This is a genomic window from Gordonia paraffinivorans NBRC 108238, assembly GCF_000344155.1.
Lineage (GTDB): Bacteria > Actinomycetota > Actinomycetes > Mycobacteriales > Mycobacteriaceae > Gordonia > Gordonia paraffinivorans.
The window spans coordinates 68,036-95,012 of the sequence record NZ_BAOQ01000021.1 but is presented as its reverse complement, the minus strand read 5'-3'; the positions used below and the strand labels follow the sequence as shown (position 1 = coordinate 95,012).

The window sequence follows — 26,977 nt, the reverse complement described above, 5'->3', positions numbered from 1 at the left end:
CGACCGATCGACAACTGCCGGCGATGAAGCGCCGAGTGACCATTCCGCGACCGCCACGCGACCACCGAGCAGAAGAACCGCGACCCGGGAGAGAGGGCATCCCAGCAGCCTTGCGACTCCGTCATCGGGACGCGAAATCGACTGCACCGAAGTCGATCTGACCGGACGACGACCACTGACTGGCTTTTTTCTCTTTTTCGGATAGAGTCCGGGTAACCGGTCCGTCAGACCGGTTCTGCGAAAGGAACGGTGGTGGCCGTGCAAACGGTTGTCATGGAATGTCGTATTCGCGTCTGCGGTTCCCGCAAACGCATTCAAAGATTCACCGATCGCGCGTCGGAGATCGCGGTCGGAAAGTTCCCGAGCACCGTCCGGTGTTCGATTTCGGTCGACGACTGCGATTCGACCCTGTTGCGCCACCAGTGGCACCGGGAGAACGACGTCGACACCTACGGCGTCCCCGTGGGCCGCGAGCTGGGCTTCGCCTTCGCCGACCCCACCGGCCGCCTCACGGCGGCGAAGCTGGAGAGCCTGTCGCTCGACATCCTCTCGGAACTCCAACCCGACCCGTTCGAGACCGAATCACCGGCTGCCGAACTCTCCGAGCAGGTTCCCTGGATTCTCACGCTGGAGACGGAGGTCGACCGGACCGCCCAGCGGGACATCGCCACACGTCACCCCATGCTCGAATTGAGAGTGGCGCCTCTGTTCGCGACGTCGTGACCGTCGACGCACACCCTCGTCCGACCTCGCGCCGCGAGTGGACGACCGTGCGCTGACCTCGCTGTTCACCGGGTTGCCCGGGCCCGGTGAACAGCCGGCGGAGGCGGCGAGAGCGTGCGCGTGCCGGGCCACGCGCAGACCTGTGTGCAGGCCATTTCCTGTCGCTCGATAGGCTACCGGTGGCAGCGAACCCGATTTCGGGGTATACGCAGCCGTCCCTTGGCTTTATCAGAGAAGGAAGTGGTGGCCACCGTGGCCGTGCTCGACGAGAAGATCAGCGACCTGTTCGACCAGGTGGTCGCACGCAACCCGGGAGAGGCCGAGTTCCATCAGGCCGTCCGAGAGGTGTTCGACAGTCTCGGACCCGTCCTCGCCAAGCACCCCCACTACGCCGATACGGGCATCATCCGGCGCCTGACCGAGCCCGAGCGTCAGATCATCTTCCGCGTCCCGTGGATGGACGACCAGGGCCAGGTGCAGGTCAACCGCGGCTTCCGCGTCGAGTTCAACTCGGCGCTGGGCCCGTACAAGGGTGGCCTGCGCTTCCACCCCAGCGTCTACCTCGGCGTCATCAAGTTCCTGGGATTCGAGCAGATCTTCAAGAACTCCCTCACCGGCCTGCCCATCGGCGGCGGCAAGGGCGGTGCCGACTTCGATCCCAAGGGTCGCTCGGACGGCGAGATCATGCGGTTCTGCCAGTCCTTCATGACCGAGCTCTACCGGCACATCGGTGAGCACACCGACGTCCCGGCCGGCGACATCGGCGTCGGCGGCCGCGAGATCGGCTACTTGTTCGGCCAGTACAAGCGGATCACCAACCGCTACGAGTCCGGCGTCCTGACCGGCAAGGGGCTCGCCTGGGGCGGCTCGCAGGTCCGCACCGAGGCCACCGGATACGGCGTCGTCTTCTTCGTGCGCGACATGCTCGCCGCGGTCGACGACAAGCTCGACGGCAAGACCGTCGTCGTGTCGGGGTCCGGCAACGTGGCGATCTACGCGATCGAGAAGATCCAGCAGCTCGGTGGTCGCGTGATCGCGTGCTCGGACTCGAGCGGTTACGTCGTCGACGAGGCCGGTATCGACCTCGAGCTCCTCAAGGAGATCAAGAACGTCAAGCGCGGACGGATCGGCGACTATGCCGAGGGCCGCTCGTCGGCACGATTCGTCACCGACGGCTCGCTGTGGAACGTGCCCACCGACATCGCCATCCCGTGTGCCACGCAGAACGAGCTCAACGGGGCCGACGCCGCCCAGCTGGTGAAAAACGGCGTGCGCATCGTCGCCGAGGGCGCCAACATGCCCTGCACGCCCGAGGCCGTTCGCATCTTCCACGACGCGGGCGTCCGCTTCGCGCCGGGCAAGGCGGCCAATGCGGGCGGTGTCGCCACCAGCGCTCTCGAGATGCAGCAGAACGCATCTCGCGACTCGTGGACGTTCGGGTACACCGAGGAGCGTCTCTCGGAGATCATGAGCTCCATCCACGACCTGTGCCTGCACACCGCCGACGAGTACGGCGCCGCGGGCAACTACGTGACCGGCGCCAACATCGCCGGCTTCATCAAGGTCGCCGACGCCATGCTCGCACTCGGACTGATCTGACGACGCGACCACAACGACCACCCGCCGGCCCGCGAGCTCACCCGCGGACCGGCGGGTTTCGTCATGCCGAGGAGCGCACGAGGTCTTGACACCGCGCTGACCACGGGTTTCACTGAGCGAATCCGTTCGTCGGCCTGATTGGCAGGTCTGTGCATGCGTACCGAGGACTCGACCCTCCGTCCACTCCGACCTGCGCATCGCCGGCGCTGGGCGGCCGTCCTGGCGGTGATCGTCGCCGTCGTCCTCGGCACGGCCACCGCGCCGGTGGCCGCAGCGGCGCCGGGGCCGAACACCGGATTCGCCCTCCCCTTCTCGGGTGCGCCGGGATTCGAGTATCTGGCTCCGCCGAAGCTGACCGATCGCGCGCAGCTCAATCAGCCGCTCGGCCAGAAGGCCGCCGATCGGATCGCCGCCGGAATTGGCCTGTCCCCCAAGGACGCCCTGTCGGAGAAGCAGTACCGTCAGCTCCTCAGCGGCGGTGGCATCGGCGGAAGCCGTGACGCGGCGAAGATCATCGACGCGTGCCTGATCATCCTCACCAACACCAAGGGCCGACCGATGTTCGGCGATTCCGTGGTGGGCAGCTACGGGCTCTACGTGAACAAGCAGGGCATGCTGCAGAGCCCGGCCAATGCCAGTGCGCCGACACGCCAGGTCAACGCACTGATCGCGCCGGGCGGGTATGTCGGAAACTGGTTGCGCGCCAACGGCGCAACCCACACCCTGCTTGCGCTCTACCGGTCCGCCTACACCATCGAGATCCCGTTCGGCTTCGTCTCCCAGCAGATGTCGGGAGCCGCGCAACTGGTGACCAACACCAAGGGCGACGTCACCTCCACCGTCGGTATGTCGATGGCACCGCCGTTGTGGTTGGTCAATTTCGCCCTGCTGTACATCGTCAAGCCGTCGCTCGCGGCCGCCATGCCCGCGTATTGGGCTCCGATCCCCCAGCCCGTCGCGGCTGCGATCAAGGCCAGCCCGACCGGTCAGGTTCCGTGGAGCAAGTACCGGTCGTACTTCGAGTGAGTCTGTCGTACCCAGAGTGAGTCTGCGAGGACTGCTCAGCGGCGGGGATTTGGGAACCACGAGACGAACCGTCCCCGCGACCAGCACCTGCCGACCGCTTCACCGGTGAGATCCCGGCGGGCGGGTCCGCCGAGCGCGACGGCCATGATGCTGTGACCGGATGCGGGACGATCACCGAGCGTGGGGACCGTCGGCGCCACGCCGACACCCTCGACGGACACCCAGGCGACGGTGCGCGTGGTCGAGGCCGCGACGAGTGCGTCCACGAACCGCAGGCGACGAGGTCGGGCGAACCGCGACAGCGACCACGTGGTGAGAACGACCGGCAGAACGTCGTCGGGGACGGCGGCCACCGCAGTCGACACGCCAACCACCGGATCGCCGGCCACCCGATGTACGGAAAGCCCTGCCGCGAGCTCGATTTCGGCGGCCAACCGCGCAGACCCGCCTCCCGCCGATCGTAGGATCTGCGCGCGATCGTCCGGGTCGGCCGGGTCGAGAGGCGCACGGTGCACCACCGTCCTGTGCTCGACCGCCGGGAACGGCGTCCGGGGTATCGGCTCGTCGCCGACCACTGAGCACTCCACCTGCACCGGTGAGGCGGCCTCGCCGACCAGCGTGTCGCCATAGGCGATCGCGACCCGGTCGACACCGAGGTTCAGTCCGGCGGGACGGCCGACGTCGATCAGCCCCACGCGGTCGGCGCCGGCGCGTCGGGCCGCTTCTGCGATCGTGGGGTGGAGGACGGCATACCGGCCGTCGTGCTCGATCATCGCCGCCGTTCACCCCTTGCGGGCGACCATCTCCCGGATCCAGACCGGCGCGTACGGCGAGATGCACCCGGGTGACGTCGGGTAGTCCTCGAGGACCCTCAACCGCTCCCCGATGCCGACGGCACGGTCCCGCAGGTCGGGGTGCTCGATTCCGATCGTGGCCAGGCAGGCGTTCATCGCCCACTGCAGGCGTCCGGGCGCGTCCTTCATCTCCGACTCGACGGTGTCGAGCAGAGCGGTCAGGTCGAGGCCGTCGGGGTTCTTGGTCACCCGCTCGGTCGTGAGTGCCCATCCTGCGCTGCGCACATCGGGGTCGGGATCGTCCATCCACGTAACCCGTAGTTCCTCGGCGTGCGGATTCTTCTTGATCACGTAGTTGACGAGCCAGTCATGCACCTTCGGACGCCCGGCCTCGCGGATCATCGCGTCGAGCGCAGCCGCGTCGAACTCCTTCGGCCGGCAGACGAGCAGCGCCACCAGCCGAGCCGCGGTGTCTCCGGTGGCCCACAATGCGAGGGCCAGGTCCTGGTCGGTCTTCAGCGGTTTGGCCACCGCGCGGAGTTTGGTCAGGTTCACACCGTGATCGTCGCCGTGTCGCTCGTTGACCGCGCGGATCCGGACGGAGCTCTGCACGTCGCCGGACGTCTCCCGATTTCGTAGCAGTTGGCGGGGCATGGCACCGCTTTCTGCTACGAAATCCCGTCAGTCGAGGCAGAATTCGTTGCCCTCGGGGTCTTGGAGGACGATGTGTCCGGCCTGCAGCGGCGGCTGCGGATCGTGACGCGCGACGCGGGTGGCACCGAGCCCGACGAGCCGGGCGGCCTCGGTCTCCAACGCCTCCATGCGCTCGTCGCCGGAGAGCCCCGGAGCTGCCCGGACATCGAGGTGCACGCGGTTCTTCACTGTCTTGCCCTCGGGAACGCGCTGGAAGAAGATGCGCGGCCCGTGTCCGTCCGGGTCGATCACCGCCGATGCGTCGTTGCGACGCTCCTCGGGGATGCCGAACGCCTCGAGCGCGGCGTCCCAGGAGTCGAATCCCGGCGGTGGTTCCTGAAGCCGGTAGCCGAGCACCTCGGCCCAGAACGCGGCGAGCGTAGCCGGATCCGCACAGTCGAAGGTCACCTGGAATTCAACGGTCATACCGATCACTGTGTGCCCCTATGCGGACGACGACGGTCCTCATTGGCGAGTTCGCAGCGGATCAGCGCAGTTTCGCGCCGTAGACGTGGGTCACCCTCATGACCATGAGGACGCGCCGATCGGAGACCATCACGCTGCGGTACTCGTCCCAGTCGGGGTGTTCACCGGCGGCTTTGCGGTAGTAGTCGACGAGCGCCTCCACCTCGGGACCGTACGGATCGGTGCCCGGCCCGATCAGGGAGACCTCACCCTCGGCGGTCGCCCAGGTGTAGCCGTCCGGGCCGGTCACCTCGAGGGCGGCACGCGGGTCGCGCCGCAGGTTCCGGGTCTTGGCCCGACCGTCGGTCATCGACACGTAGATCGAGTCGGTGGCGCGGTCGTAGTGGTGGGTCACCGGAGACAGTTGCGGCAGGCCCGACGACCGGATCGTGGCCAGGACGCCGATCCCGGTCTGGGCGAGGAGTTCGCGCGGGTCGTATTCGGTGGAGGTCATGCACTCGGCAACCCGGCGCGACGACGCACTATTCCGTGTCGAGGGGGCCAATCCTTGCCATGCCTGCTGCGCGACTACGCATCGCCTCGTCGGATTGGCTACGTTCATTCGGTGTTCACGATCGGAATCATTGCGGCCACCCTCGCAGCCGTGGCCTACGGTTTGTCGACGGTGTTGCGCGCGATGGGCGCCCGGAATGCAGCCGCGCCCTCGGACGCGGCGGCGATCACCACCGAAGGCGGACCTTCCCTGAAGTCGACGGTCGACACCTTCCGCGACCCGACGTTCCTGATCGGAACCCTGATGGTCGTCCTGGGCTTCGGCGGCGGCGCCATCGCGGCACGACTGCTCCCCCTCTTCCTGGCGCAGACCATCGTCGCCGGGAACCTCATCGTCACGGCGTTGCTCGGCAGCGCGCTGCTGGGCAACAAACTCAGCGGCCGAGAGATCGCCGCGATGGCGGCCGTCATCGTGTCGCTGTGCATGCTGGGCGCCTCGGCCTCCCACGAGGCCGCGACGAAGCACGACATGGCCTTCCACTGGGCGCTGTTCGGGATCTCGACCGCGGTGGCGGTCATCGGGGTCGTGGTCGTCCGGTCGCTGGGCCGACGCGGGGCGATCTTCGCAGGCGCTCTCTCCGGTGCGATGTACGGGGCGCTGGCGGTCGCGGTCCGCGTGCTCGACGGCGTCCACCCGGTCGACTTCGTCACGATGCTCGAGGACCCCGCCGCATGGACCATCGCGCTCACCGGCGCGATCGCGTTCTACGTGCAGACGGTCGCCCTCCAACTCGGACCGGTCAACGCCGTCACCGCGGTGCTCGTCGTCGGGGAGGTGGGTATCCCGGCCATCGTCGGCGTGCTGTTCCTCGGGGACCATGCGATCGACGGTCTGGGCTGGCTCGCATACGTCGGTTTCGCCGGGGCGATCGCCGGAGCATTCGCCGTCGCGTGGCTGACGGAGGGGTCCGACTCCGGTGACAAGTCCGGCGACCCGGCGCCCGAGACCGCCGGCTGACGAATCTGCGACGGGTTGTCGCGGCGCGTCCGATTCAGACGAGTGACCACGATCCCCGCACCTATGCTTGGTCGGCCGCGTCCGCGCCCGACGCACCCGCCCAGAGCCCACCGGACGGGACCCCGATCGAACAGAAGTGATCGTGAAGAAGCTCAGCATCCCCGCCCTCGCACTGGCAAGCCTGACCACCTACGACCTGTTCCAGAAGGAACACAGCATCCTGCGCACCTTCCCCGTCGTCGGGCACCTGCGGTACGCGGTGGAATCGGTCGGTCCCGAGCTGCGGCAGTACATCGTTACCGACAACAACACCGAGCGGCCGTTCAATCGGGACCAGCGCCGCTGGATCTACGCCTCGGCGAAACTCGAGAACAACTACTTCGGGTTCGGCACCGACAACGTGATCGACGGCACCGACGGCTACCCCATCATCAAGACCCGCACGTTCAGCGACCTGCCTGCGCGTCCGCACACCGAGAACGCCTTCCTGCCATCGGCCAAGATCCTCGGCGGTCCTCGCGGCCGCCGCAAGGCGTTCCGCCCCACGTCGGTGGCCAACATCTCCGCGATGAGCTACGGCTCTCTGTCCGCGCCGGCGATCGAGTCGCTCAACGAGGGCGCCCGCCTGGCCGGGGCACTCCACAACACCGGCGAGGGCGGCCTCTCGTCCCATCACCGTCAGGGCGGTGATCTGGTCTATCAGATCGGCACCGGCTACTTCGGCTGCCGCACACCCGGTGGCGAGTTCTCGCTGCCGGCGCTTCTCGAGACGATCGCCGACTCGCCGGTCCGCACGATCGAGATCAAGCTCAGTCAGGGTGCCAAGCCCGGGCTCGGCGGCGTCCTGCCCGCGGCCAAGGTGACCGAGGAGATCGCCCGAATCCGCGGCATCGAGCGGGGGAAGGACTGCGTGAGCCCTTCGCGGCACACGGCGTTCGGCGACGTGGACTCGCTCCTCGACTTCGTCGAGACGATCGCCGACGCCACCGGCCTACCGGTAGGCATCAAGTCAGCCGTCGGCCACCTGCACTTCTGGGACGACCTCGCCGACGCGATGGCCGACGGATCCCGCGGGGTCGACTTCATCACGATCGACGGCGGCGACGGCGGCACCGGTGCGGCACCGCTGGCGTTCTCCGACCACGTCAGCCATCCGCTGTTCACCGCGCTTCCTCTCGTGCAGAAGATCTTCCACGAACGCGGGATCGCCGAGAACATCACCTGGATCGCGTCGGGCCGGACGGGACTGCCCGACCGGGCGCTCATGGCGTTCGCGCTGGGCGCCGACATGGTCAACGTCGCACGCGAGGCGATGCTCGCGATCGGATGCATCCAGGCTCAGCGCTGCCACACCGGGCGGTGCCCCACCGGTGTCGCCACCCAGAGCACGTGGCTCATGCGGGGCGTCGACCCGGCCACCAAGAGCGGGCGCACCGCCAACTACCTCACCGCCCTGCGACGCGACCTGCTCAAGCTCTCCGATGCGCTCGCCGTCGCGCACCCGGCACTGGCCACGACCGACGACATCGACGTCCTCCGCGCCGACGGAACGTTCACGACGTTGACCGAGGCCATCGGATACGAACCCGGCTGGGGCATCCCCTCGGAGAGGGACCGTTCCGAGATCACCCGGATCATGTACTCGCCCGTGTGACGCAGAATGGGACGCAGTTCGAGATCTGTGTCTTTGCCCGTACCATCGGAGGCATGAACGCGAGCACGATCCTTCCCGCCGTCCCGACGACGACCGCCGATGCACTCGACCTGTTCGACTCGTCCGACGCGGTCGAGCCGGACTTCATGATCGGCACGTGGCGCGGCGCCGAGGTCCCGACCGGACACCCCCTCGACGGCTTCCTCGCCGCCAGCGGCTGGTGGGGCAAGCAGTTCATCGACGCCGAGAACGTCCATCCCCTGCTGTTCCCGACCCGCGACGGCCGCGCCCTGTGGGCGATGAACCCCGGGATCGCCTTCGGCGGACTCTCCCTGGCCGAGAAGGCGCCGCAGACCAAGAACATGTCGTTCGCGACGCCGATCGCGACGACCCGCCTGCTCAGCCAGACCCGGAAGTCGCGGGCCCGCCTGCGTACCACCAGGCACCGCGGAACCGACACCGCGACGATGATCTACGACCAGCTGCCCATCAACGACGTGTTCCGTCGGATCTCCGACGACGCGGTCATCGGCGCGATGGACCTCAAGGGATCTCCGGCGCCGTACTTCTTCGCGCTCAAGCGCGACGAGTCGCTCCGGGTGCTGTAGGGCTTCTCGCGTCGCGCGGGGGCGGTCAGTCGAGGTCCGCGAGTGCGGCGCGGATCTCACCGGCCTCGGCGATCGCCTCGCGCAACGCGGCCTTGGCCTCAGACCTCCCCTTCTCCGCGGCCGACAGCCTCTGACGGGCGAATCGCAACTCGTCCTCGACCCTGGACAGCTGTTCGCGGAGCTCCCGCACTCGCCCGGCGAGTTCGTCGACCTCCGAGGACGCCTCGTCGACCGCTGACGACGCCTCGGTCAGATCGTCGCGGGCCTCCTGCTCGACACTCTCGGCCCGGGCGAGCCTCTCCTCGAGTTCACGACGCCGCGCAGCGGCCTCGTCGGCCTCCGCATCGTCGTCCGGTGGGGTGTCGTCCGGTCCGGTGTCATCCGGGGCGGTATCCGTCGCCTCCGTGTCATCGGTGTCGGACGCCGGATCGGGCACCACGAACACGCCGGCCGGGCCGAAGCCGCTGTATTCGACCGACGACGTCAGGCGTCCACGACGCAGCAGGTCCAACGTGTCCCGGTCGGCGATCGCCGCCCGGAGCGTCTGCACGACCTCGCGGATCATGTTCTCGGACAGGGTCACTCCCAGACCGTCGGCGGTGTCGACGACCCCCCGGGCCGATGCCGCGACCACCTCCTTACGCCGCGTGGACAGGCTGCGAATGGCTCCGACGTCCGAACGGCGCTGGGCTGCAGTCAGATCCGCGGCGAGTTCGGCGATCAGCCCACAGTTGTCGGGTTCGGCGCGCACCCATTGGTTGACCGCCCATGCCGACTGCGTCGGTCGCCGCAACCCGGAGACGGCCTTGGCCAGTTTCCGATCGCCCTCGGACCTGGCCTCCTTGGCGAGCTCGCTGCGTCGCGCGACGAACCGATCGGGGGTCAGCCCGTAGAGCTCGTCGGCGATCTCCTCGAGTCGCGACATCAGCGCACCTGCGGCGATCGGGTCATGCACCGATCCTACGTCCGGGGAGCTCCATGATCCGGAGCACAATCCGCGCCTAAACTTGAACAGTTCCAGAAAACGGCGCATACTCGGACTCATGCTCACCGACGACGCCTGCGCTGCACAGCTGCGGTCGGCACGCCTGCGCGTGACCCGGCCGCGAGTGGCGGTCATGCGTGCGGTGCATGCACATCCTCATGCCGACACCGACACGGTCCTCCGGCTGACCCGGCACGAGGTACCCGACGTCTCGCAGCAGACCGTCTATGACGTGTTGTCCGCGTTGACATCTGCCGGATTGATCCGTCGAATCCAGCCGACGGGACATGTCTCGCGGTACGAGTCGCGGATCGGCGACAACCACCATCACGTGGTCTGCCGCAGCTGCGGTGCGATCGGTGACGTGGATTGCGCCGTCGGCGCGGCCCCGTGCCTGAACGCATCCGACGACCACGGTTTTGTCATCGACGAGGCCGAGGTCGTCTATTGGGGACTCTGCCCCGACTGCAGACGCTGATCTCTGTACATCCCCTTTCCACACACCACGACACCCTCCCCACAACCGCATCGTCGTACACCAGACACCGCTTCACCTCGGCCGATCCGCTCGTGCGGACCGGGCGTGCTCCCACGTGGCCACAGGCCATTCACCGTTTCCCGAAAGGAAGAGTCATGGCACCACAACACCCGCCGATCGCCGAGGCGAACACCCGGCCGGCCGCAGGCGGCTGCCCGGTCGATCACGGCACCGCCAGGAGGCCGACCGAGGGCGGCGGCACCCGCGACTGGTGGCCGAATCAGCTGAATCTCAAGATGTTGCAGCACAATCCGGACGTCGTGAACCCTCTCGACGTCGGCTTCGACTACCACGAGGCACTGAAGGATCTCGATGTCGAGGCCCTTCGAGCCGATCTGACCGCCCTCATGACCGACTCCCAGGACTGGTGGCCGGCCGACTTCGGCCACTACGGCGGCCTCATGGTCCGCATGTCCTGGCACGCCGCGGGCACCTACCGGGTGCAGGACGGCCGCGGGGGCGCGGGAGCCGGGATGCAGCGCTTCGCGCCGTTGAACAGCTGGCCCGACAACGCCAACCTCGACAAGGCCCGCCGGCTGCTGTGGCCGGTCAAAAAGAAGTACGGACAGTCGATCTCGTGGGCCGATCTCCTGGTGTTCGCGGGCAACGTCGCCCTCGAGTCGATGGGCTTTCAGACGGCAGGCTTCGCCTTCGGCCGCGTCGACGAGTGGGAACCCGACGAGGTCTACTGGGGTCCCGAGACGGAGTGGCTTGCCGATCACCGTTACCGGGGCGACCGGGAGCTGGAGAACCCGCTGGCCGCCGTTCAGATGGGGCTCATCTACGTCAACCCCGAAGGGCCCGAGGGAAATCCGGACATCCTGGGCTCGGCACGCGACATCCGCGACACGTTCGCGCGGATGGCGATGAACGATGTCGAGACCGCCGCCCTCATCGTCGGTGGACACACCTTCGGAAAGACCCACGGCGCGGGCGACGCGAGTCTCGTCGGCCCCGAACCCGAGGCCGCCGCGCTCGAGGACGCGGGCCTCGGATGGCGCAGCTCCCACGGCGCGGGCAACGGCCCCGACACCATCACCAGCGGCCTGGAGGTCATCTGGAACCCGACCCCGACCAGGTGGGACAACGCCTTCCTGGAAACCCTCTACGGCCACGAGTGGGAGCTGTACAAGAGCCCGGCCGGCGCCAACCAGTGGCGGCCGAAAGACGGCACCGGTGACGGCACCGTGCCGATGGCATTCGGCGACGGCAAGACCAACCCGTCGATGCTCACGAGCGATCTGGCGATGCGGTACGACCCCGAGTACGGCGCGATCACCCGCCGCTGGCTCGATCACCCGGAGGAGCTCGCCGAGGAGTTCGCCAAGGCCTGGTTCAAGCTGCTGCACCGCGACATGGGCCCTGCGATCCGCTACCGCGGGCCGCTCGTCCCGACGACGACCTACTCGTGGCAGGACAACGTCCCCGTGCACGAGGGGCCGCTGGTGACCGAGGCCGACATCGCGCGGCTGAAGACCCTCCTGCTCGAATCGGGCCTGACCGTGTCCCGGCTGGTCAAGACCGCGTGGGCGGCCGCATCGTCCTTCCGCGGCAGCGACTTCCGCGGTGGCGCGAACGGTGGTCGCCTCCGTCTGCAGCCGCAGGCGAGCTGGGCGGCGAACGAACCCGAACAGCTGGCCGGGACAGTCGAGATCCTGGAGGGCCTCGCCGCGTCGTTCACCGGCGAGGCCGGTGCGACGATCTCCTTCGCCGACCTCGTCGTGCTGGGTGGCGTCGCCGCCGTGGAGAAGGCCGCACGCGACGCCGGTGTCGACATCACCGTGCCGTTCGCCCCGGGCCGCACCGACGTGGCCCAGGAGGACGTCGACGTCGAGTCGTTCGCCTACCTGGAGTCCAGGGCCGACGGCTTCCGCAACCACGTGGGCGAGGGCCTGGCCCAGCCCGCCGAGTTCGAGCTCATCGACAAGGCCAACCTGCTCACCCTGTCGGCACCGGAGATGACGGTGCTCGTCGGCGGAATGCGGGTCCTGGGCGCCACCTTCGGGGATTCGGAGCTCGGCGTGCTCACCGACCGTCCGGGAACGTTGACGAACGACTACTTCGTCAACCTGCTCGACATGTCCACCGCATGGTCGAAGACAAATGATGCCGACGTCTTCGTCGGCACCGACCGCGCAACCGGCGAGCAGATCTGGACCGGCAGCCGCGTGGACCTGGCGTTCGCGTCGAACTCGCAGCTGCGGGCGTTGGCCGAGGTCTACGCCTCCGACGACGCGACGACGAAGTTCGTGCGGGACTTCGTCGCGGCCTGGGACAAGGTGATGAACCTCGACCGGTTCGATCTCGACCCCCGCTGAGTCCGCCGGATCGACACCCCGCCCGGCCGACGGACCCCGGTGACGGCGGTCCCGGTCGCCCAGCCGTGGCGGTGGCACCCTACGAGGGCGTCGCCGCCACGGCGTCGTCGGACGCGCCGCCGCAGGTCGTCCGGCAGTTCTCGCTTCGCCCGGCGGAACCGCCGCATCGTGACTATGCTGGCGCTTTCCCTCGAGGGGCGGGTCACCGCCCGGCGGAAGGAGAGCGCGATGTCCGGCGTGCACGAGTCCTTGGGCCACATCCGGCTGACCTCGCACAGCGGCGGGCTCGACGCCCCGCCGATCCGGTGGGGAGCGCCCACCCCGCACGAGCGCGGACCGGTGATCGGGACCACCGCAAACCGCTCGCACCGCAACGTGATCGGCACGCACAGCGGCTCTTACAGCGTGTACCGCGCTCTCGCCGTCGCGGCCGGCGCGCTGGCCCGCGATCACCGGGCCGACCTCACCAACACCTCCCCCACCGACCCGATCGGTCCGTATCCGCGGTGGTCGGATCCGACGGCGATCGTGTCGCTGGACCCGTGGGGCGCGACCGTCGCCGAGAACTGGCCCGACCTGCTCGCGCGGGGCCACGACATCCGGCCCACCATCGCGGTGACCAAGGCGCACGTCATCCTGCCCGAGATCACCGAGGCCATCGAGCGGGGACGCCTCGTCCCGGACGGCAAGGTGCTCCTGCCGAGCGGCGCCGCCCTGGTCACCAAGGCCGCCGTCGAACCCGTCTGGCACCTGCCCGGCGTCGCCGAGCGATTCGGATGCTCGGAGGCCGAACTACGCCGGACGCTCTTCGAGGAGACCGGCGGCATGTACCCCGAACTCGTGACCCGATCCGACCTCGAGGTGTTCCTGCCTCCGATCGGCGGGCAGACCGTCTACATCTTCGGCGATCCGCGCGACCTCGCCGACCCCGCCGTCGAACTGACCGCGCGCGTGCACGACGAGTGCAACGGCTCCGACGTGTTCGGCTCCGACATCTGCACGTGCAGGCCATACCTCACCCACGCGATCGAGGAGTGCATCCGCGGCACGCAGCACGACGGGGTGGGCCTGGTCGCGTACTCGCGCAAGGAGGGACGCGCACTCGGCGAGGTCACCAAGTTCCTCGTCTACAACGCGCGCAAACGCCAGGAGGGCGGCGACACCGCCGACCAGTACTTCGCCCGTACCGAATGCGTGGCCGGCGTCCAGGACATGCGCTTCCAGGAACTCATGCCCGACGTCCTGCACTGGCTCGGCATCACCAAGATCCACCGGCTGGTGTCGATGAGCAACATGAAGTACGACGCCATCACCGGCTCCGGGATCGCGGTCGGCGAGCGGATCAACATCCCCGACGAACTGATCCCCGCCGACGCCCGCGTCGAGATCGACGCCAAGACCGCCGCCGGCTACTTCACGCGGGGCCCGGTTCCCGACGCCGAGGCGTTGCGGAAGGTCAAGGGCCGGGGTCTCGAATGAGCAGCATGGTGACCGGCACCCCGACCCGTGAGGACGCCGCCGCGGCCGCCGCGGCGCTGCGTTCGGGTGCCGCGGTCCGCGAGCGATCCCGGCAACTCCTCGAGCGAGCACGCGCCGGGAGGTCGGCGTGGTTCGCGATCCACGACGATGCGCTCGAGTCGGCGGCCGAGGAGGTCATCGAGACGACCCGGGAGCGATACCCGAACGGGGACATCCCGTTCCACAGCCGATGGCGACATTTCGAGGCCGGTGGCGTCGACCGTCTGAACGCGTTGGCTCCCGCGCTTCCCGCCGACACCGCCGAGCGCAGCCGGGCACTGATCGACGTCGTCGTGGTGAGCGTCCTGCTCGACGCCGGGGCCGGACCCGACTGGCGGTACCTCGAACCCACTACCGGCCACACGCTGACGCGGTCCGAGGGACTCGGGGTGGCGAGCTGGGACGCCTTTCGCGCCGGTCTGTTCTCCGCCGACCCCGCGGTCCCGCTGCGGGTGGATGCCGACGGGCTGCGGTCGATCTCCCCGGAGGCGTTGGAAGCGGCTTTCCAGGTCGGCGAGGACAATCCGCTGACCGGGACGGCGGGACGGGCCGAACTCCTTCGGCGGTTGGGTGAGACCCTCGCCGACGCCCCCGATGTCTTCGGCCCAGTCGGACGTCCCGGCGGACTGTTCGACCTGCTCGTCGGCGACGGGCGGACCAGCCTTGCGGCACCCGAGATACTGGCCGCCGTCCTCACCCATCTGGCACCGATCTGGCCGTCGGACAACCGGATCGGCGACGAACCCCTCGGCGACTGCTGGCGTCACGACGCGGTCGCGGGTACCGGCGCCACGGCGGGCTGGGTGCCGTTCCACAAGCTGTCGCAGTGGCTCACCTATTCGCTGCTCGAGCCGTTCATCTGGGCCGGGGTCCAGATCACCGACGTCGACGGCCTGACCGGCCTGCCCGAGTACCGCAACGGCGGGCTGCTCCTCGACACCGGGGTTCTCACACTCCGCGACGACGCGTGGGCCGACGTCGAGTGGGAGGTCGGGGATCCGCTGATCGTCGAGTGGCGGGCGCTCACCGTCGCGCTGCTCGACGAGATCGCCGACCTGGTCCGCGCACGCCTGCACGCCGACCCCCGGTCGATGCCCCTGGCCTGCGTCCTCGAGGGCGGAACCTGGGCGGCCGGACGCAAGCTCGCCACCCGCCTACGACATGGTCTGCCGCCGTTGACGATCCGTTCCACCGGCACCGTCTTCTAACCGGCACCGTCTTCTAGAAGCCGCGAGAGAGGAAGCCATGAGCGCCGCAACGAGCACCGTCGTCGTCATCGACCACCCGCTGGTTCAGCACAAGCTGACCCTGATGCGCCGGAAGGACACCTCCACCAACGACTTCCGCCGCCTGCTGACCGAGATCTCCACGCTGATGGCCTACGACGTGCTGCGGGACATCCCGATGCACGACGTCACCATCGAGACCCCGCTGGAGACCACCGCCGCCGGCGAGATCGACGGCAAGAAGCTCGTCTTCGCGGCCGTGTTGCGCGCCGGCGCCGGCATCGCCGACGGCATGCTCAACGTCGTCCCCGGCGCCCGGGTCGGACACATCGGGCTCTACCGCGACCCGAAGACGATGGTGGTCGTCGAGTACTACTTCAAGATGCCGTCGGATCTCGACGAGCGCGACGTGGTGATCGTCGATCCACTCCTCGCAACGGGGTTCTCGGCCGTGGCCGCGGTCGATCGCGTCAAGGAGTACGGCCCCAAGTCGATCAAGTTCGTGTGCCTGGTCGCGTGCCCCGAGGGGATCGCGGTCCTGCACGACGCCCACCCCGAGGTGCCGATCTACACCGCGAGCGTCGACCGTGAGCTGGACGAGAACGGTTTCATCCGGCCCGGCCTCGGGGACGTGGGCGACCGCGTGTTCGGGACGGCGTGACGGCGGGTGACCGCTCGCCCGGCAACCTGCTGCGGCGACGGGACCGGCGTGAGGTGACAATGGTCCGATGACCGGCCCCGCGACCGTCACCGACCGACTCGAACGGCATCAGGTCGCGCTGTATCTGCTGGCCATCGGTTCCGGCCTCGTGCTCGGTCTCGCGGCGCCGGCGGCCGCGGAGTCCCTCGACGTCGCGGTCACCCCGTTCCTCGCGGCGTTGCTCTACGTGACCTTCCTGCAGGTCCGCGCCGCGGATCTGGCCGCGGCGCTGCGCGACCGCGCTTTCCTGGGCGCGGTGCTGCTGGTGAACTTCGTGCTGGGACCGCTCGTCGTCGCCGCGCTCTCTCCCCTGCTGCCGGCCGACGACGCGATCCGCCTCGGCGCCCTGCTCGTCCTGCTGTGCCCGTGCGTCGACTACGTGGTCGTCTTCACCGGCCTGGCGGGTGGCGGGGGCCAACGCCTGCTGGCCGCGACGCCGCTGCTGTTGCTGGTACAGATGCTCCTGGTCCCGGTTTATCTCACGGTTCTGCTCGGTGACGGCCGCGAGGTGATCGACCCGGAGCCGTTCCTGTGGGCGTTCCTGGTCCTCATCGTCGTCCCCCTCGCCGTCGCGTGGCTGACACAGTTCTGGGCCGCCCGCAGTGCCGCCGGACGACACGCGAGTGCCGCGGCGTCGACGACGATGGTGCCGCTGATGATGGCCGTGCTGTTCACCGCCGTGGGTTCGCAGGTGCCCCGGATCGATTCGCGATTCGACGACCTCGCCGGGGTGATCGGCGTCTACGTCGCGTTCATCGTCGTCATGGGCGCCGTGGGGCTGCTCGTCGCCCGCGGTTTCCGGCTGCCCACCGAGTCGGGCACCGCCGTGGTGTTCTCCGGCGTCACCCGCAACTCGCTCGTGGTCCTGCCCCTGGCCCTCGCGCTACCGGTCGGCGCCGAACTCGCCGCGGCGACGGTGATCACGCAGACGCTCGTCGAGCTGGTCGCGATGGTGACGATGGTGTGGGCGTTCACGCGCGCGGCGCGACGGCGCTGACCGCGGACTCTCTCAGACCTCCCCGGCGTCGTGCATGAGGATCGCGACCTGGACGCGGTTGGAGGCGTCGAGCTTGGTGAAGATGTGGGAGATGTGGGCCTTCACCGTCGCCAGGCTCATGTGGAGGCGCTCGGCGATCTCGGCGTTGGTCGCGCCCCGCGCCAGCTCGAGGGCGACGTCCTTCTCGCGTGCGGTCAGCGTCGCGATCCGGCTTGCGGCCGTGGCGGATCGGGCGCCGCCGCCGTCGACGACCTGCTTGATCAACGCGGCGGTCACCGAGGGACTCAACGCGGGCCGGCCGGCCAGCACGTTGTGGATCGCGGCGACGATCTCGTCCGGCGGGGTGTCCTTGAGGAGGAAGCCGTCGGCCCCCATCGCCAGGGCGCGCACCACGAAGTCGTCGGCGTCGAAGGTCGTCAGCACGATCACCGCGGGAGGGTTGTCCAGGGACTTGAACCGCCCGGTGGCCGCGATGCCGTCGAGCACCGGCATCCGCAGGTCCATGAGCACCAGGTCGACCGGGGCCTGCCCGTGGTTGTCGAGGGCCTCCTGCCCGTTGGCGGCGTCGGCGACGATCTCGAGTCCGGGGTCGCCGCCGAGCAGCAACCGCAGGCCGGAACGGACCAGCGGGTCGTCGTCGACGATCATGATGCGCGCGATCATGACTGCCACGGTAACCAGACGTGCAGCAGGAATCGCTTGTCCTCGCTGACGGTCACCGACTGACGTCCGCCGGACAACGCAACCCGCTCAGCCACGCCGACGAGACCGAACCCCGGGTTCGGCGCGGTCGCCGGTGCGGAGACCGGGAGGGGGTTCTCCACGAGGAGATCGACGCCGTGGTCGACCCCGCCGCGGATGTGCACGGTGACCGGGGTGTGCGGCGCATGCCGGCGCGCGTTGGTGAGTGCCTCCTGCACGCACCGGTACAGGGTGCGGGCGATGGCGGGCGGCAACGCGTCGATGTCGATCTCGCAGGTGAAGTCCACCCGCATGCCCAGCGCGCGCGCCTCCGTCACCAGTGCGTTCAGATCCGGTAGTCCCGATTGCGGCTCCTCCGGCTCGGCGTCCCCCGGCCCTTCCCGGAGCACGCCGAGCACCTCGCGCAACTCGTTCAGCGCCAGCTGCGAGGTCTCCTGGATCGTCTTCGCGGTCTCGCGCACCTGTTCGCCGGTGAGGTCGGTGCGGTAGGCCAGTGCGCCGGCAGACATGCTCATCGCCGAGATCCGGTGGGCCAGGATGTCGTGCATCTCGCGGGCGATGCGGGCCCGCTCCATCGACCGGGCCTGCTGGACCTTCGCCTGTTGCTCGGCCTCCGACGCGAGGGCCCGGGCCCGCCAGCTCGCGAGAAGCTCACGGCGCGAACCGATGTACATGCCCCAGGACACCATCGCCGCGGTCACCGCGACGGTCACCGCGAACTGCACCAGGACGGGGTCGTCCGCCTCTGCGGGCGTCCCGAAGAACTCGATGGCGACGACGCTCGCGGCGACACACAGGACCGTCAGCGGGATGATCTCGCGCCAGCGACGTCTCGTCGACACCGACACCAGCGACAGCGCCGCCGGGCCCAACGACGTCGCCGACACCATGCCGACGAGGTTGGTGAAGGCGGTGACGGCGACCGGATGGCGGCGGCGCCACCAGATCACGGTGTACGAGAGGGTTCCCAGGGCGAGGTCGAGGAAGAACCACCACCGCACCTCGTTCCACAGGTATTCGGCACGGCTGCCGAACGCCGCTGCCGAGACGAGCAGCATCACCGCCAGCCGCCACGCGTGACCGGCCCACGTCAGCCGGGGTTGGTACTGCTCGGGTTGCACACCGTAACCGTAGTCGGGCACCCCTGAGTCGACCTCCGACCTCTGTCCACGAGTCCCCTACGACTTTCGGCCGATGAACCTTCGGCCCCGCGACGGATGTGCCCGACCACCTGGTCCGATGACGATGGACGCCATGATCACAGTGCAGAACCTCACGAAGAGATACGGCGACCACGTCGCGGTGGACGATGTGTCGTTCACCTGCCGGCCCGGTCAGGTCACCGGCTTCCTCGGACCGAACGGCGCCGGCAAGTCGACGACCATGCGGATCATCGCCGGGCTCACCCCGGCCACGTCGGGCACGGCGCAGCTCTACGGCGTCGATTACCGGTCCATCCCCAACCCGGCGACCCAGGTCGGCGTGCTCCTCGACGCCTCGGCGCAGCACGCGGGCCGGACCGGCGCCGAGATCCTGCGGCTGGCCGCCATGACCATGGGCATCGGCACCGAGCGCGTCGACGAGATGCTCGAACTGGTCAGCCTCACACCGGAAGAAGCCGGGCGACGAGTCCGCAACTACTCCCTCGGCATGCGGCAGCGTCTCGGTATCGCGGCCGCGCTGCTGGGCGACCCGAAGATCCTCATCCTCGACGAGCCGGCCAACGGCCTCGACCCGGCGGGCATCCACTGGATGCGCACCCTGTTGCGGGACTACGCCGATCGCGGCGGCACCGTGCTGTTGTCGTCGCATCTGCTCCACGAGATCGAGATCATCGCCGACGACATCGTCGTCATCGGAGGCGGCCGGATCGTCGCCCAGGGCACCAAGGCCGAACTGCTGGCCGGCGCGGGGAGCCGGGTCCGTTCGCTCGACGACGAGACCCTGCTGCGGGCGTTGACCGCAGCGGGGATCGTGGCCCGCCCCAACGCATCCGGCGGTCTCGACGTCGAGGCGGACCCCGTCGAGGTCGGCCGGGCCGCGGCCGCGGTCAGCGTCGTCCTCACCGAACTGCGTCCGGCCGACGGCGCCCAGCTGGAGGAGATGTTCCTGCAGCTCACCGCCGACACCCAGCGCGAAGCGCCCGTCCTGCAAGGAGCCTCCCGATGACCATCACCGATTTCCGGGCGCCGCTGCCGCCCTCCGCCGGGATCGACCTCGACTCGCCCGCAATCCCGTTCACCCGCCTGGTCCGGGTGGAGCTGCGCAAGCTCGTCGACACCCGTGCGAGCTTCTGGCTCACCGCCTCGATCGGGCTGATCTCCGCGACGATCATGGTCGCGATGCTCATCGCCAACCGCAACACGCCCGAGAACCTCGATCTCGGCGAGTTCTTCGGGATCATGAACATCCCGACCGCGATCATCCTGCCCGTCCTCGCGATCCTGCTGGTGACCGGTGAATGGAGCCAGCGGACCGCGTTGACCACGTTCACGATCGAGCCGCGCCGGGAACGGATCATCGGGGCGAAGCTCACGACGGCGATGATCGCGGCGGTGGCCGCGGTCGCCCTGGCCCTGATCCTCGGCGTGATCGGCAACGGCATCGCCGCTGTCGCCTACGACGATCCGGCAGGTGCGTGGGAGCTCGGTTCCGCGGGGTTCGTGAATTCGTTCGTGATCCAGGCATTCGGCCTCCTGCTCGGATTCGGGTTCGCCGCGCTGATCCTGAACACCCCCGGCGCCATCGTCGCCTACTTCGCGCTGCCGACCGCGCTGTCGGTCCTGAGCGAGCTGGTCCCGTGGTTCAAGGAGAACCTCGGCCAATGGGTCGATTGCACGCTCACCCAGATGCCTTTCCAGTCCAACGAGTGGGCGTCCGGCGGCGAGTGGGCCCGGTTGCTCGTCTCGGCGGTGGTCTGGGTCGCGATCCCGCTCGGCCTCGGCGTCGTGCGGGTGATGCGCTCGGAGATCAAGTAGGCAGACCCATCTCCCTGCACCGACGGCACCGCCGGCGACCCGCGTCGCCGGCGGTGCCGTGTCGTAGGCGGTGCCGTGTCGTAGGCGGTGCCGTGTCGTGGGCGTCGTCGGCGCGCGTGGATCCGATCGGAGCAATTTCGGTCGGGTCCGATGACCCGTCGCCGTTCCATACTCGATTCGTGACCAACTCCGATGACCGCCCGCCGGGTGACCGCGATCGGCTGCGTGAACTCCTCGACGCCGTTCTGGCCGACGAGCACACGACGCTCGACGAGATGGCGACCGGCGCGTACTCGTCGCCCTTCCACTTCTCACGCCAGGTCAGCCGTGGCGCCGGCGAGTCACCGGTGGCGTTGCGCCGGCGCGTTCTGCTCGAGCGGGCCGCATGGATGTTGCAGCGCGGACGGCCGGTGACCGAGGTGGCCTTCGACTCCGGTTACGAGTCCGTGGACGGGTTCGCCCGCGCCTTCACCCGCGCGTTCGGATTCAGCCCGAGCCGGGCCGCGACGGAGGGAGTCCGCCCCTCGGGCGGGCACAGCCACTGGCTACCCGCGCCCAACGGCATCCATTTCCATTCGCCCACCGTCCTCTACGTCGACAGCGGGACCCCGACCGTGGAGAGCTCCGGCGACGTGGTCATGCTGATGGTCCGTCACGAACTCGACGACATCGACGCGCTGCTCGACGCGGCGAAAGCGGTCTCCGCGGACGACTGGTCGCGGATCAGGCTCCCGGGTCATCGCAATCTCGACTGGCACGGTCCGGAAGAGTCCCTCGCGCAGGTGATGTCGCTGCTCGTCGCCGACCGGCAGCCCTGGCTCGCCTCCATCGAGGGCGCCGACACGCCGCCCGAGCCGCCCACCGACCTGCCCGGCCTCGTCGAGCTGCATCGGGAACTCACACCCCGCTGGCTCGCGCTCGTCCGCGACATCGACCGCCGGCACGCGTGGCAGGACCGGATCGTCGACGCCCTGTGCGACCCGCCCGAGTCGTTCCTGCTGTCGCAGATCGTCGCCCACGTCCTGACCTTCTCGGCGCATCGCCGGCAGCTCGTGCGCTGGATGCTGCGCGACGCCGGTGTGGATGTCGCGCACCTCGATCCCGACCCGATCATGTGGCACCGCAAGCACTCCGGAGGATTCTGATGGCATTCCGCTACTACACCGCGACCACCCTCGACGGGTTCCTCGCCGACGACCACGACAACCTCGACTGGCTGCTCTCCCAACCCATCGACGAGGACGGGCCGATGAACTACGGAGACTTCTTCGCGGATGTCGGGGTCGCGGTGATGGGTCACACCACCTACCAGTGGCTGCTCGACCACGAGGTCACCGACGGCAAGCCGTGGCCGTACGAGATCCCGTCGTTCGTCTTCACGCATCGGGGCATCAGCCCTGTCGCCGAATCGATCTCGGTGGTGAGTGGTTCCCCTGCCGACCACCGGGACCGGCTGCTCGACGCCGCGGGCGGCAAGGATGTGTGGATCGTCGGCGGCGGGGACCTCGCCGCTCAGTTCGCCGAGGCGGACATGCTCGACGACATCATCGTGTCGATCGCACCGGTCACGCTCGGTGCCGGGCGTCCGCTGTTCCCGCGGCGGTTCGACCTCGAGCTGCAGGAGTTCGATCGCAACAAGGCGTTCCTGTGTGCGCGGTACACCCTCGCCGGACCACGGGAGTCGCCCGCGCCGTGATCCCGCGGACGACGATCCCGCCGACGACCAGGCGCCCTGCTCAGCCCTCGCCCACCGACCGGCGCAGGACGTCGGACTTGTCCCCGCGGGCCCACTTGGGAAGGATGAAGATCCCCTCGGCCTCGGCGGTGACCTTCCCGTCGACCGAGATGGTTCCGGTGACGAACGTCTTCACGCCGTCCACGCGGTCGACGCGGGCCTCGCCGCGGATCCGGCCGAGCGGCGTCGCCTTGCGGTACCGCACGGTGAGTGTGCCGGTCATGCCCGGGACCTGCTGATACTCGGCGGTCGAGCCGAGGAGCTGATCGAGGATCAGGGCCAGCACACCGCCGTGTACCAGTCCGGCCGGCCCCTCGTAGGCGGCACCGAGCTCGACCTCGGTCCAGCTGACGTCGGGTTCGTGGTGGAGGACCACCGGCGGGGCGATCGGATTGCGTCGTCCCAGGACGGCGTTGCCCCACGAGCGCTTGGTGCCGTCGGTGTTGAACCGGATGCCGAACGGACCGGGCAGCTGATCCTTGCGGAGTATCGCCGTCGCGGCCTCGATCAAGCGACGCGCCTCGTCGATGTCGGCCTCGTCCACCTCGGTGCGCACGGTCGCGTCGATGAGGTCGCGCACGCTGCCCGCGATCGACGACGCGAGCCGAGCACGATGCGCGAGCTCCTCGGGAGAGAGATCCTCCTGGATGTATCCGCTCATGGGTCCATCTAACAGAGGGTTCTCCGGCGGTGCCCGCGAGGGTCTCCCCGGGCGAGAACACGTACGCGGTCCGGCCGCGAGACGTACTGACCGCCGAGTAAGCTCCCTCGCATGACTGACCAAGCCTGGAACGACCGTGACTGGACCGCGTTCGACGTCACCGTCGCCGATGACATCGCCGAGGTCGCACTCAAGGGCCCCGGCAAGGGCAACGCCATGGGCCCCGACTTCTGGCGCGAGCTGCCCGAGCTGTTCGGCCACATCGACACCGATCCGGCGGTCCTGGCGGTCGTGCTGACGGGCACCGGCCCCCACTTCAGCTACGGTCTCGACCTCGTCGCCATGGGCGGCACCCTCTCCAGCGTCCTCGCCGACAACGCGAAGGCCGCGGCGCGCACCGAGTTCCTCGACTCGCTGCGCAAGCTGCAGGCCGCCATCACCGCGGTCGCCGACTGCCGCAAGCCGGTCATCGCCGCGGTGTCGGGCTGGTGCATCGGCGGTGGCGTGGACCTGATCTGCGCCGCCGACGTCCGCTACGCGAGCGCCGATGCGAAGTTCAGCATCCGCGAGGTCAAGGTCGGCATGGTCGCCGACGTGGGTACGTTCGCGCGCCTGCCGTTCATCATCGGCGACGGCCACATGCGCGAACTCGCGCTGACCGGTCGCGACTTCAGCGCCGCACACGCCGAGAAGATCGGCCTGGTCAACGCAGTCGCCGACGACCAGGAAGCGGTACTCGCCCAGGCACGCGCGACCGCCCGCGAGATCGCCGACAACCCGCCGCTGGTCGTCCACGGGATCAAGGCCGTCCTCGACCACACCCGCAGCGCCGCCGTCCACGACAGCCTGCGCTACGTCGCGGCCTGGAACTCCGCCTTCCTCCCCAGCGAGGACCTGCAGGAGGCCATCACCGCGGTCTTCGAGAAGCGCAAGCCCGAGTTCAAGGGCCGCTGATCACGGGTCGCTGATCCCCTGCCATCGCACGGTCGCCGCCTGCCGTCGCCCCGCGACACGGCCGCAGGCGGCGACCGTGGTCTCTCCCGGCATGCCGCCTCGGGCATGCCGGCCGGTCGACGGTCCGCGTCACCGCCGGCTGCGGTACACCTCGACAGACAGCGGATGATCGGGATCGAGTTCGACGAGCCGGCGCACGCCGTCGAGCGGTTGCCCGTACGGCGCCGCGACGTCGACGCCGGGCGCACGGTCGGAGACCAGCGCCGCGAACCGCTCGCGCAGGCGCGCGTTGGCGCCCATCACGGTCCCCGTCCAGCTGATGCGCGCGGTCTCGCCGGGGCGGTGCCCGCTGCGTCCGAGAGCGGTCACCGCCGAATGCGCGAGCTCGCCGGCGGCCTCGTCGACGATCCGCTGCGCGACGGCGTCACCGGACCGTGCCGCCTCGTCCACCTTTCTCGCGAACCCGGCGACCATTGAGACGCGCGCCGGATCACCCTGCACGACCATGTAGAGCGCGGGCAACGGACCGAACACCTCCGCGGCCAGATCCTGCAGGACCGTCTCCTCGCCGCGACCGTCGAAGGCACGGAGGGCCGCGTCGATCCCGGCTCGGCCCATCCAGTAGGCACTCCCCGCGTCGCCGAACAGGTACCCCCATCCGTCGACCCGGCAGACGCCGGCGCCGCCGACCCCGAGGGTGACCACCCCCGTGCCGACCGCGGTGACGACACCGTGCGCGTCGCCGTTCGCCGCAAGGTAGGCAGTCACCGAATCATGAGCCAGCACAATGGAATCCACGCCGAGGTCGCCGACCGAGGCCAACAGCGCGGACGGTCGGGCCGCCTGTGGCGTGAGACCGGTGATGCCAGCGGCCAGGGTCCACCCCGCCCCGGGTGCCTGCTCGTCGGGCATCGCGGACACGACGTCGTGCACCGCCGCACCGATCTGCTCGACGACGGGACGGTCGGTGCGGATGGGCCCCAGTTCGCGCTCCTCGGCGCCTGCGGAGGTCTCGATCCGCAGCCGTGTGCCGGTCTGTCCGCCGTCGATGAGGATGCGTCCGCGAGTCTGGTCAGCCACGGGATGAACGGTATCGCCCATCGCTCGGGTCGAACGTCCGATCGCCGAGTGTCGACGCCCGACGACGTCGTGTAAGACTAGGCGGATGAAGGTGCGGCGCAACCTCGCGATCAAGATCGGATCGATTTTCTGGATGCCTCGTTATCTCCCGCAGATCGTGATGGGTGACAACGCCATTCAGAAGATCAGCGGCGATCGGGTGACCCTGCTCGACATCGCCGACCTTCCCAACATCACCATCAAGGTCGCCGGCCGCAAGACCGGCGCCATCCGCACCACGCGTCTCCTCGCGGTCCCCGACGGCCGCGACTGGCTGATCGCCGGATCGTACTTCGGGGGCCCCAAGATGCCGGCGTGGGTGTACAATGTCCGCGCCGCCGACGAGATCGAGATCGTGGTCGGCGGGGAGCACTCCAAGGCCGTGGCGACCGAACTCGAGGGCGACGAGCGCGCCGAGGCCTGGCAGAAGCTGCGCGCGGTGTGGCCGAACTTCGACCTGTACGAGCAGCGGACCGACCGCAAGATACCGGTGTTCCGGATCCGGCCGGAGTAGCAGGTCAGGCTGTCGGCTCCGCCGTGAACGTCGGCTTCCCGGCGGTGAGGTCGACGTGGCCGACGAGGTACTGGTCGTCGGTGGTCTCCACCCGTGGGCCGTCCTTGTCGTAGTCGGGCGTGTAGGCCACCCGCCACCGCACGGCGCCCGCGACATCGACGATGCCGAGGTCCTTCTCGTCGCCGCCCGCGGATTGTCGGAGCAGATACCTCAACCCCGACAGATCCGTCGGTGCCGTCCACTTCACGCTCCCGTCCACCGCCGACCGGAACAGTCGCTGAGTGCAACCGGGCACGCTCGAGCCGGCATCGGCCTGCGTGGCACCGGCGCACCGGGTGAGGTGGGCCGACACCGCGTCACTGACCGCCGCCACACCCGTCGGGCTGAGCTCGGCCACGACCCGCACCGACATCGGTGCGTGCGGGGCCACCGGGGCGTCGTCGAGGGACCTGGCGAGGAAATCGGTGTCGCGCGACCCCCACCGCTGCGGACCTGGGAACACGAAGACCGTGTCGCCCTGCGCCACCTCGGCACCGAACAGCGACGGACGCGGCACCAGCAGCGACTCGATCCGCACCTCGACCGCGCCGTCGACGACCGCCCAGCCATCGCCGGCGCGACGGACCGAGATCTCGGTGTCGACGGCGTCGGCGCCCATCCGGTAGCGGGCGCGCACGACGCCCGGCCGCGCCGTCTCCGCGACCCGGATGTCGCCGACGGCGGCATCGTCGCGCTGCTGACGGAGGACGCGGTCGGTGAGGAACCGTTCGTCGGGCCGCGGGGTGATGACCGACAGCGCGGCCGACGCGTCGGCGTCGGCCAGCGCGGTCAGGTACGCGCGGACTGCCTCGACCGGCGTTCGGGCCCGCACGTCCTCGCGGGAGAGCCCCACGAGGAGCGCGGACACCAGCACGATCGCCACGACCAGCGCGACGACGCCGAGGACGATCGTCCACGCACGACGGGTCATCGGGCCCGCCGTGCGTGGACGGTACCCGG

At 69.2% G+C, this 26,977-nt stretch carries 28 protein-coding genes; 18 read left to right on the top strand and 10 right to left on the bottom strand.

Annotated elements, in window-relative coordinates:
• Nucleotides 1–252 precede the first annotated feature (252 nt).
• The 3 genes from GP2_RS11085 to GP2_RS11075 all read left to right on the top strand — a co-directional run bounded on the left by GP2_RS11085 (nt 253) and on the right by GP2_RS11075 (nt 3,348).
• The gene (locus GP2_RS11085; RefSeq protein ID WP_255218614.1) at nt 253–723 is read left to right on the top strand and encodes a hypothetical protein; all 471 of its coding nucleotides are present in this window, start codon (nt 253–255) and stop codon (nt 721–723) included.
• Nucleotides 724–963: 240 nt separating this feature from the next.
• Nucleotides 964–2,322 (top strand): NADP-specific glutamate dehydrogenase, encoded by a 1,359-nt coding sequence (gene gdhA, locus GP2_RS11080; protein WP_040526806.1) that lies wholly within the window; start codon nt 964–966, stop codon nt 2,320–2,322.
• 153 nt (nt 2,323–2,475) lie between these two features.
• Entirely contained in the window at nt 2,476–3,348 is an 873-nt protein-coding gene (locus GP2_RS11075; RefSeq protein ID WP_006900600.1) for a hypothetical protein, read from the top strand.
• A 35-nt stretch (nt 3,349–3,383) separates the two neighbouring features.
• Here the strand turns inward: GP2_RS11075 and GP2_RS11070 are convergent, their stop codons facing one another.
• From GP2_RS11070 to GP2_RS11055, 4 genes are all read right to left on the bottom strand, one after another.
• Entirely contained in the window at nt 3,384–4,121 is a 738-nt protein-coding gene (locus GP2_RS11070; RefSeq protein ID WP_006900599.1) for a DUF2332 family protein, read from the bottom strand.
• Between the two features lie 9 nt (nt 4,122–4,130).
• Complete coding sequence (locus GP2_RS11065; protein WP_006900598.1) at nt 4,131–4,796, bottom strand: DNA alkylation repair protein; 666 nt, start codon at nt 4,794–4,796, stop codon at nt 4,131–4,133.
• 27 nt (nt 4,797–4,823) lie between these two features.
• On the bottom strand, nt 4,824–5,261 hold the full coding sequence (locus GP2_RS11060; protein ID WP_040526803.1) for a VOC family protein: 438 nt from the start codon (nt 5,259–5,261) through the stop codon (nt 4,824–4,826).
• A 61-nt stretch (nt 5,262–5,322) separates the two neighbouring features.
• Nucleotides 5,323–5,754, bottom strand: a complete 432-nt coding sequence (locus GP2_RS11055; RefSeq protein ID WP_006900596.1) for a PPOX class F420-dependent oxidoreductase — start codon at nt 5,752–5,754, stop codon at nt 5,323–5,325.
• A 111-nt stretch (nt 5,755–5,865) separates the two neighbouring features.
• Here GP2_RS11055 and GP2_RS11050 point away from each other — a divergent pair, with 111 nt between their 5' ends.
• From GP2_RS11050 to GP2_RS11040, 3 genes are all read left to right on the top strand, one after another.
• A complete protein-coding gene (locus GP2_RS11050) occupies nt 5,866–6,771 on the top strand; it encodes a DMT family transporter (protein ID WP_006900595.1) in 906 nt (301 codons plus the stop codon).
• 142 nt (nt 6,772–6,913) lie between these two features.
• Entirely contained in the window at nt 6,914–8,425 is a 1,512-nt protein-coding gene (locus tag GP2_RS11045; protein WP_006900594.1) for an FMN-binding glutamate synthase family protein, read from the top strand.
• A 53-nt stretch (nt 8,426–8,478) separates the two neighbouring features.
• Nucleotides 8,479–9,033 (top strand): DUF4334 domain-containing protein, encoded by a 555-nt coding sequence (locus GP2_RS11040; RefSeq protein ID WP_006900593.1) that lies wholly within the window; start codon nt 8,479–8,481, stop codon nt 9,031–9,033.
• Nucleotides 9,034–9,058: 25 nt separating this feature from the next.
• Here the strand turns inward: GP2_RS11040 and GP2_RS11035 are convergent, their stop codons facing one another.
• Nucleotides 9,059–9,958 carry a hypothetical protein gene (locus tag GP2_RS11035; protein ID WP_040526801.1) on the bottom strand — a complete coding sequence of 300 codons (900 nt, stop codon included), beginning with the start codon at nt 9,956–9,958 and terminating at the stop codon, nt 9,059–9,061.
• 118 nt (nt 9,959–10,076) lie between these two features.
• Here GP2_RS11035 and GP2_RS11030 point away from each other — a divergent pair, with 118 nt between their 5' ends.
• From GP2_RS11030 to GP2_RS11005, 6 genes are all read left to right on the top strand, one after another.
• Nucleotides 10,077–10,496 (top strand): Fur family transcriptional regulator, encoded by a 420-nt coding sequence (locus GP2_RS11030; protein ID WP_006900591.1) that lies wholly within the window; start codon nt 10,077–10,079, stop codon nt 10,494–10,496.
• 155 nt (nt 10,497–10,651) lie between these two features.
• Nucleotides 10,652–12,874: a catalase/peroxidase HPI gene (gene katG, locus GP2_RS11025; protein WP_006900590.1), complete on the top strand. Its 2,223-nt coding sequence runs from the start codon at nt 10,652–10,654 to the stop codon at nt 12,872–12,874.
• A gap of 228 nt (nt 12,875–13,102) precedes the next feature.
• Entirely contained in the window at nt 13,103–14,353 is a 1,251-nt protein-coding gene (locus tag GP2_RS11020; RefSeq protein ID WP_006900589.1) for a GTP cyclohydrolase II, read from the top strand.
• 5 nt (nt 14,354–14,358) lie between these two features.
• The gene (locus GP2_RS11015; protein WP_006900588.1) at nt 14,359–15,600 is read left to right on the top strand and encodes a URC4/urg3 family protein; all 1,242 of its coding nucleotides are present in this window, start codon (nt 14,359–14,361) and stop codon (nt 15,598–15,600) included.
• A 37-nt stretch (nt 15,601–15,637) separates the two neighbouring features.
• A complete protein-coding gene (upp, locus tag GP2_RS11010; RefSeq protein WP_006900587.1) occupies nt 15,638–16,279 on the top strand; it encodes a uracil phosphoribosyltransferase in 642 nt (213 codons plus the stop codon).
• Nucleotides 16,280–16,346: 67 nt separating this feature from the next.
• Complete coding sequence (locus GP2_RS11005; protein WP_006900586.1) at nt 16,347–17,315, top strand: arsenic resistance protein; 969 nt, start codon at nt 16,347–16,349, stop codon at nt 17,313–17,315.
• A gap of 12 nt (nt 17,316–17,327) precedes the next feature.
• On the opposite strand, the gene GP2_RS11000 is transcribed toward GP2_RS11005, so the two are convergent.
• Nucleotides 17,328–17,978 (bottom strand): response regulator, encoded by a 651-nt coding sequence (locus tag GP2_RS11000; RefSeq protein WP_006900585.1) that lies wholly within the window; start codon nt 17,976–17,978, stop codon nt 17,328–17,330.
• Nucleotides 17,975–19,138 (bottom strand): sensor histidine kinase, encoded by a 1,164-nt coding sequence (locus GP2_RS10995; RefSeq protein WP_040526814.1) that lies wholly within the window; start codon nt 19,136–19,138, stop codon nt 17,975–17,977. The genes GP2_RS11000 and GP2_RS10995 overlap by 4 nt, the downstream gene beginning before the upstream one ends.
• Before the next feature lie 124 nt (nt 19,139–19,262).
• On the opposite strand from GP2_RS10995, the gene GP2_RS10990 reads away from it, so the two are divergent.
• The 4 genes from GP2_RS10990 to GP2_RS10975 all read left to right on the top strand — a co-directional run bounded on the left by GP2_RS10990 (nt 19,263) and on the right by GP2_RS10975 (nt 22,691).
• Nucleotides 19,263–20,186, top strand: a complete 924-nt coding sequence (locus GP2_RS10990) for an ABC transporter ATP-binding protein (RefSeq protein WP_006900583.1) — start codon at nt 19,263–19,265, stop codon at nt 20,184–20,186.
• A complete protein-coding gene (locus GP2_RS10985) occupies nt 20,183–20,995 on the top strand; it encodes an ABC transporter permease (RefSeq protein ID WP_006900582.1) in 813 nt (270 codons plus the stop codon). Before GP2_RS10990 ends, GP2_RS10985 begins: the two co-directional genes overlap by 4 nt.
• A 179-nt stretch (nt 20,996–21,174) precedes the next feature.
• On the top strand, nt 21,175–22,140 hold the full coding sequence (locus tag GP2_RS10980; RefSeq protein ID WP_006900581.1) for a helix-turn-helix transcriptional regulator: 966 nt from the start codon (nt 21,175–21,177) through the stop codon (nt 22,138–22,140).
• Nucleotides 22,140–22,691 (top strand): dihydrofolate reductase family protein, encoded by a 552-nt coding sequence (locus GP2_RS10975; protein WP_006900580.1) that lies wholly within the window; start codon nt 22,140–22,142, stop codon nt 22,689–22,691. Before GP2_RS10980 ends, GP2_RS10975 begins: the two co-directional genes overlap by 1 nt.
• 40 nt (nt 22,692–22,731) lie before the next feature.
• Here GP2_RS10975 and GP2_RS10970 read toward each other — a convergent pair whose 3' ends face one another.
• Complete coding sequence (locus tag GP2_RS10970) at nt 22,732–23,391, bottom strand: PaaI family thioesterase (RefSeq protein WP_006900579.1); 660 nt, start codon at nt 23,389–23,391, stop codon at nt 22,732–22,734.
• Nucleotides 23,392–23,502: 111 nt separating this feature from the next.
• Here GP2_RS10970 and GP2_RS10965 point away from each other — a divergent pair, with 111 nt between their 5' ends.
• Nucleotides 23,503–24,345, top strand: a complete 843-nt coding sequence (locus tag GP2_RS10965) for a crotonase/enoyl-CoA hydratase family protein (RefSeq protein ID WP_006900578.1) — start codon at nt 23,503–23,505, stop codon at nt 24,343–24,345.
• 129 nt (nt 24,346–24,474) lie between these two features.
• Here the strand turns inward: GP2_RS10965 and GP2_RS10960 are convergent, their stop codons facing one another.
• Entirely contained in the window at nt 24,475–25,446 is a 972-nt protein-coding gene (locus tag GP2_RS10960) for an N-acetylglucosamine kinase (RefSeq protein ID WP_006900577.1), read from the bottom strand.
• Between the two features lie 64 nt (nt 25,447–25,510).
• Between GP2_RS10960 and GP2_RS10955 the strand changes: the two genes are divergently transcribed.
• A complete protein-coding gene (locus GP2_RS10955) occupies nt 25,511–25,978 on the top strand; it encodes a nitroreductase family deazaflavin-dependent oxidoreductase (RefSeq protein WP_006900576.1) in 468 nt (155 codons plus the stop codon).
• Nucleotides 25,979–25,982: 4 nt separating this feature from the next.
• Here GP2_RS10955 and GP2_RS10950 read toward each other — a convergent pair whose 3' ends face one another.
• Nucleotides 25,983–26,948, bottom strand: coding sequence for a hypothetical protein (locus tag GP2_RS10950; protein WP_006900575.1), 966 nt, complete (start codon nt 26,946–26,948; stop codon nt 25,983–25,985).
• Nucleotides 26,949–26,977: the final 29 nt, after the last annotated feature.